The organism is Syntrophorhabdaceae bacterium (assembly GCA_028713955.1).
GTDB lineage: Bacteria > Desulfobacterota > Syntrophorhabdia > Syntrophorhabdales > Syntrophorhabdaceae > UBA5609.
On sequence record JAQTNJ010000159.1, the window covers coordinates 1 to 7198 of the forward strand.

At 43.2% G+C, this 7198-nt stretch carries 4 protein-coding genes; 3 read left to right on the top strand and 1 reads right to left on the bottom strand.

Features of this window, described 5'->3' with window-relative positions:
• On the bottom strand, nt 1-405 hold a 405-nt coding region (locus tag PHU49_12210), incomplete at its 3' end, for a DUF1460 domain-containing protein (GenBank protein ID MDD5244771.1).
• Between the two features lie 154 nt (nt 406-559).
• On the opposite strand from PHU49_12210, the gene PHU49_12215 reads away from it, so the two are divergent.
• From PHU49_12215 to PHU49_12225, 3 genes are all read left to right on the top strand, one after another.
• Nucleotides 560-1111, top strand: coding sequence for an NAD(P)H-dependent oxidoreductase (locus tag PHU49_12215; GenBank protein MDD5244772.1), 552 nt, complete (start codon nt 560-562; stop codon nt 1109-1111).
• Between the two features lie 511 nt (nt 1112-1622).
• Nucleotides 1623-6110, top strand: coding sequence for an AAA domain-containing protein (locus PHU49_12220; protein ID MDD5244773.1), 4488 nt, complete (start codon nt 1623-1625; stop codon nt 6108-6110).
• 16 nt (nt 6111-6126) lie between these two features.
• The gene (locus tag PHU49_12225; protein MDD5244774.1) at nt 6127-6615 is read left to right on the top strand and encodes a hypothetical protein; all 489 of its coding nucleotides are present in this window, start codon (nt 6127-6129) and stop codon (nt 6613-6615) included.
• Nucleotides 6616-7198 lie beyond the last annotated feature (583 nt).

Sequence of the window (7198 nt, forward strand, 5' to 3'; positions counted from 1 at the left end):
CTTCCGGGACCAGAAGGGCGAGACCTGCTCGGTAACATCTTCGACGAGGTCTTTGTTGAATTTACACCAATCGGTGAAGAAGTGGTTCCTGGTCTGATAGGAGATCGTCCCGTTCCGGTACCGGATTCTCCGGAGGTTATCTCTGAACCCCGTGAATGAACCGGAGATCCTCATCGCCTCAATGTAATCAAGAAAGGTGAAACAATCGACTTCATGGAGATTGACAACAAAGACCTCCGGCATCTCTGCATCGCCGATAAGCGTCGCCTCCCTGTACGGTATACCGAGAAGCTGCCGTGAAAGGAATTCTATCCGCTCGCCCGTATCCGCGATCCGCGCGCCTTCGGCGATCAGCCGTTCAAGCCTCCCCTCGGTCCATTTGCCGAGAACGATCTTTTCATTCATATTGTCTCAATCATATAGAAACAGGTTGAATCAGTCAAGGCCAGGATGCATGTCGAATTGTTGTGTTGCATAAAGAATTTGGTTGAAAAATATATGCAATAGCAGGAAAATGACTAATGAGACTTAACATCTTTAACCCTGAAAGGAGATCATTATGGGCACATACAAAATCGCCGTTATTGTCGGAAGCCTTCGTAAGGATTCATTCAACCGCAAGCTGGCCAATGCGATTGTAAAATTGGCGCCATCGGAGTTCTCGTTCAAACAGGTGCAGATTGGCGACCTGCCGCTTTACAACCAGGACGACGACGTGAACCAGACTGAGCCGGTCAAGCGGTTGAAGGGCGAGATCAAGGACGCCGACGGTCTTCTGTTTGTTACGCCCGAATATAACAGATCGATCCCCGGCGTGCTCAAGAACGCGATCGACCACGCTTCCCGTCCTTATGGCCAGAGCGCATGGGCAGGGAAGCCGGCTGGTGTTTTGGGTGCTTCGATCGGCGTCATCGGCACGGCCATGGCACAACAGCATCTACGCAACGTCCTCGCGTATCTGGATGTGCCGACCCTTTGCCAACCCGAGGCATTCATCCATGCAAAGGATGGGTTGTTTGACGATGCCGGCAACATCGGTGCCGGCAGCAAAGCATTCCTCCAGAACTGGATGGACAAGTATGTCGTATGGGTGAAGAAGCACGCCGGCTGATGCAGTAAACTAAAGGAACAAGCCGAATCAGGTGCCTCGCCCATAAAGCAGGCCAAGAGAACGTCTTAAGAAATTAAAAAACTTAATAGTACACCAATCATGATAGGAGTCGCGACTCACAAAACGATTCCCGGCGAACTGTATGGGCACCGCAAAGTTTCTTCCTGTACTGTTGTTTTTGTCAGTATTGAAGAATACGCAACACTTCAAACGGAAATGGATTATCTTCATGCGACATCAGTCATACGAATATTAGCTTGTAAATGAACCGAAATTGCAGGAGAATAAGGAGAATTGGGCAAGAAGTTTAATAAAAAGAAACGGTGGTTGGAATTTGTCATAATGAACTGGGCATGACCACGTTTGGGGAATTGAGAGCGCTTAAAAAAAGGAGAACGAATCACAATGGTCAACTATGTTCCCTAAGACTCTCTGAGTCTGAACTGCAATGAGTAAAGCTGATAATCAAAACACAATTCTACCCTTCATTAAGGAAGTCGCTATGTATTTTATGGACTTCCTTGAAACAGACTTCCACAAGAGGCGGCTGCCTAAAAGAAGCATCCAATTACACAGCAAGGACAACCTGCTCGTCGGTCTTAACCTGCACAAATATCCATCATTCAATCGCCTGAACTTGGATTTGATAATTAAGAATTTTGACAAGAACAAGTTTAGCTCTCTTCAGAAGGGGGTCTATCGTGCAGATATCCCCCAGAATCTGATCGACGTTATTAATATCCAAGCTAAAAAAATATCCGAAGAGCAGGTTGTAGGAGTGCTCGACAAAGTCGCAGAGAAGGTGCAGGAGGCTGCGATTCTCTTTCCAAAGGATTATGAACAGGCTATAAACTATGCGATTGACAAAGCAGCAGGCATCCTGAAAGAAAACCTTACTGTACCATTCGTCCAGAAGCTTGAACAGTCCCTCGAAACAATGAGTCTTGGCGATGAGAACATTGCCTACCTAATGGAAGAGGAACTCACAGCAGTTCTCATTCAGCTCATGCAAAGCACGATTTATGAGACACTTAAGAACGCCATCGCGGGTGAAGAGGTGAACGCAAGAGATAATCTCAGGGATATTATACAGGCCTACGAAGTGAAAAGTGCAGTTAGCTCCTTCTTTGAAAGCTTCCAGGTATTTGACGTCTATAACGAAGTCTACGAAATGTCCAGAAACAAGGCCATACTTGATAAACAGGAATTTTATCTCTATTTCTGTGATATCACTTATAACAAGGTTAAGTATCCTGTCTTCTACATACCCTTTACTATTGAGAAGTCTGGCGACGCTATGGCTTTTGAATTCGATTCACAACTGTACATAAACAAAAGAGCTCTTGAATATATCACTCAACAATACAACGAAGAAAGAGGCAAATTTGGAAGCCTCAAGAATGTTTCTGAGAGGATTATTTATCTTGCGCGATATGACAATAATCTTGGGAATGCGCTGCAGCCTATCCTCGACGAACTGACAGATTTCTTTGAGCTCGACTCCAGGGTAAACGTTAACAAGCCTATCCCTCAGGTAGCTAAAGGACTGTTTACGAGGATCACTAACTCCTGCTATTTCGCCCTTTTCGATAAGGCTGATGAGGCGCTCGTAAACGATTATGAAATGATTCTTCAATTACTTGATCAGGGGGACAATACTCTTGCAGTAGCCTTCAATAAGCTGATTGAGGATTTTATTCAAGAGAACCCTACAAGCTGCAGGATAGAGATAGCAGATGAGTGGGATGACAAGGATGTCCCAGATAAGCTCGTTTTCAGGAGCCCGATCCCGTTAAACAGCGAACAGCTTCAGATTGTCGCAGCATTAGGGAAGAAGGGTTGCAAATATGTAACCGTTGAAGGACCGCCTGGCACTGGTAAAAGCCATACCATCACGGCAATAGCTTTCAATGCGATCATGGACAACCAAAATGTCCTGATTCTATCGGACAAAAAAGAGGCCCTCGATGTTGTAGAGGATAAGATAACCGAAGCCATGAACAAGGTGAGAATCGACAAGAACTTCCAGAATCCTATCCTTCGTCTTGGAAAAACGGGAAGCACATATAGCCAGATACTGTCTAATGCCTCGATGAGCAACATAAACCTTCATCATAGGGCTGCCAAGAAAGAATATGCGGAAATTGAGAACAGTATTCAGAAGCTTTCTAATACGCTCAGAGACGAACTTGAAAACGAGATAGCTCGCTGCGGGGACATCGATCTGCGAGAGGTCTACGAAATGATCTCAATGGAGCGGGAATACGAAGCACAGTATCAACTAATAGACCTTGTAGAAGTGCTGGACAATCCAGACTCCGTACATGAACTTGAAGAATTTCGAAAAATATTCCTCAGCCTCAAGGAGATTCTGACCACTGGTGGGGCTAAAGAACTCCTGAAGCTGCTGAGGGTTGATTTGAATACACTTAAGGATCTGCATGGGCTACTTCAGGTCTCTGAATTAGCCACGGAGCTTGCGAACATTATCACGTTTCTCGTAGAGAGATATGGTCCTAGAATCGAGATTGTAACTAAATTCAAATCCTTTACTGACGAAGACTTCAATACTCTATCGTTGTATATAATGGAATATAATAAAGTTTCAGGTTTATTAGCCACCTTGTTTAAGCGTGGGAAGATCAAACAACTTAACAATAACTTCAAGAATGACTTCCCGTTCTGCGGATTCGAGGAACCAAGAAAATGCATCGAAGAGATCAAGGAAATACACGAGATTTTCTGGTTTTCACTCAATACACAAAAAAAGCAAATGAAGGTTTCTTTGCCAAAAGGTTTCGATTTCTGTAACGCGATCTATTCAGTTGTGGAAAACTTTGATATACTGACTGCTCTTGAGGCACTTATGGAAGTCTCAGGTGACCTCAAGTATCTCGGGGAGCGACTCTCCTATTACAAACAGACATTCAAGAAGATCGGGTTCGATCCGTCATCATTCCAGACCTATTTTGATAACAGACTCACGCATATAGAGGACATTGATTTCGATCGTCTTCTGCAGCATATAAGCCTTAAAAAAAAGATAAAAAAACAATTTGGTGATCTCCCTTTTGTGAACTATGCCAATCGACAGAAGACCATCGAAGATCTCGTTACTGTTCAGATGACATACATTATGGACAAAAGTGTGATTGATTTTTTTGATGGCAACAGAGCGGATGCTGCGGCCATAAGAGAGGTCATCAAGAAGAAGGAAAGGTTCCCAAAGGATCAATTCCAAAAATTGAAAAAAGCGTTTCCCTGCATACTTGCAGGAATCAGAGATTATGCAGAATATATACCACTTGAGCCCGAAATATTCGATTTGCTGATCATCGACGAAGCTTCTCAGGTCAGTATTGCGCAGACATTTCCTGCCCTTCTAAGGGCGAAAAAAGTCCTGATTCTTGGCGACAAGAAACAGTTCAGCAACGTAAAGGCAGCGCAGGCCAGATCGGACACAAATACCGAATACCTTAACAGGCTGCGAGATGTATTCAAAAAGACCATCGCAGATTCACCAGTTAAGCTTGTGAGGCTTGAGAAATTTGATATTAAAACATCAATTCTTGACTTCTTCGAATTTATCAGCAATTACAGCACACAACTGATGAAATACTTCCGAGGATACAAGGAGATAATCTCCTACTCCAACAAGTATTTTTATCAGAACACTCTCCAGGTAATGAAAATTAGGGGCAAAGCGATTGATGAAGTTATTCAATTCTCCTTCATTCAACATGACGGAAAGAGAGAACTCATACAGAACACCAATGTTCTTGAGATTGACTTCATCATAAAAGAGATGCGAGCGCTAAAGGCCAATAACTGCAAAGACAGTGTGGGAATAATCACTCCTCACACAAATCAACAGAAACTTCTCATGGAAAAAATTAGTACTCTGCCGGACAAAGATTATTTTTTCGACGAAATGCGCCTCAAGATAATGACTTTTGATACGTGCCAAGGCGAAGAGAGAGACATAATTTATTATTCAATGGTGGCAAATGAGACCGAGGACAAGCTCTGGGGTGTATTTATCAAGGATCTCAACAGCATAAATATCGAAGAAGATGGCAAGATAAAAGCACAGAGACTAAATGTTGGACTTAGCCGTGCAAAGGAGCGAATGCATTTTGTCATCAGCAAGCCATTGGATCAATTTGCTGGCTCTATAGGTGAGGCGCTGAGACATTATTATCAGATCCTTCAAGAGGCAAAACTGGAAAAACCACCCAACATGGTCGATCCGAGTTCACCCATGGAAACCTATGTCCTGCACTGGTTCTACCAAACCGAGTTCTGGAATAAATACAAGCACAGGATTGAATTCGCACCTCAGTTCGAACTGGGAAAATACCTCAAACAACTCGACCCGAGATATAACCATCCAGCGTATAAGGTTGACTTCCTGCTCATATATTCCGACGATCAGGCTGAGTACCACAAAATTATTATCGAATACGACGGTTTCCATGAGCACTTCAAGGATATCGATGTGGTCAACGAGCTTAATTACTGGAGATACTACTCCGATGAAGACATCTACCGGGAAAAAGTCCTTGAAAGCTACGGCTACAAATTCTTGAGAATAAACCGTTTCAATGTAGGAAAAGACCCAATCCAGACCCTCGACAAACGACTTGCTGCGCTGGTGATGCCAAGGAAAGGTAATCATGAAATAGTGAATAACATTCATGAGACTATCGAGGGACTGTCTGATAGACAAATGAAAGAGTGTCCGAAGTGCAAGAACATCAAGAAGCTTGATGATTTTAATGATAGCAGTCTGATATCGGGCACTGGAAGGATATGTAAAGCTTGTAAGGGTATCAAGAACAACAGGAATACAAAAGAACAGAATTTAAAAGAAAGTACCTTGGGGGCAATTGTATGCCCGAGATGCGGAAAGCCGATGGTTTTACGTATAGGAAGGCGTGGAAAGTTCTACGGCTGTTCGCGATATCCGTATTGTAAAGGAACGCGGCCAAACAGATAATTTAATCAAAACCAATATGAAACTCACCGACCGGGGAAGTGCAAGATTTGAAGAGGGTAGAATTCGCATTTCTCTATTGTTCAAGGCGGGAGATGGGAAGGTCCGAGTTCACTGGTTTGCTACCGAGTTGGGATTCCCTCAGTGGGAACTTCAAAACAACCAGCCTATAAGGATAGAAGAACTCTGTGGAGAATCAGATAACGAGTGGTGGCTGTTCAGGGAGACTCTCGTACTAATCGAACGTGGATCCTTGGAGTCTTCTGAAGAAAAAAAGACCCACGTAAAACATTTCGTCTACAGAAAGGCTAAGAGGCTCTCTGGCGAAGACAAAGGGGACGTCCTTCAATATTTCAATGAAGACAAAGGGGACAAGACAAAGGGGACGTCCTTCAATATTTCAATTACTTTTGATTGTGGTCTTTTTTTGTTTTTATTGGCAGAGATACAATCGTTAATACCTGATACCCAAAATAGAAAGACGGAAAACACTTTAAAAAAATATTAATGAAATTGTAAATTTAGAGGATCTTCAGGCAATGAGTACCGACGTTCGATTATTTGGTGATGAGGCATTTAAAAAACCAAAATAACTTTATCGCTTACAAGGGCATCCAGGTGGAACTGGCAGACCCGCACCGCTGATGTTGTAGTAATCGGTTCCACTCGCAAATCTTCAGCTTTTATTGTCGGTTAATACAAATATTTGTAGGCGTAATTTTTTAATGAACTGTAATTACCATCGTGAGCTTCATAATCTTTATAAACACTAGTGGGACGCAGCAACGAATCGGTGAATTATTTCTATCATCCAGATGCAATCTTACTCTCACTAAAGAATTTGTGAACACGCACGTCGGGTACTAATTGGGTGGCCGCCTGTGTCGTTCCCCGGGCGAAGCGGAAGAATTTGATAGAAAAAATCTGCCGGTATTGTTAAAATGACTCATTCGTCATCAGCAATTGGATTTTAATATCTTTCACGATTGGTTTTATTATGGACCTATATATCAGCAATGACCTGAAAGACGTAGAGAAGGCGGTAAACGAATTCTGCGAAAAAGAGTTCGACCAGGAATACCTCCAGAGGC

What these genes read in the sequence shown, in the direction of transcription:
- PHU49_12215 (MDD5244772.1), top strand. Translation starts at nt 560, where the DNA reads ATGGGCACATACAAAATCGCCGTTATTGTCGGAAGCCTTCGTAAGGAT.
- PHU49_12220 (MDD5244773.1), top strand. Translation starts at nt 1,623, where the DNA reads ATGGACTTCCTTGAAACAGACTTCCACAAGAGGCGGCTGCCTAAAAGA.
- PHU49_12225 (MDD5244774.1), top strand. Translation starts at nt 6,127, where the DNA reads ATGAAACTCACCGACCGGGGAAGTGCAAGATTTGAAGAGGGTAGAATT.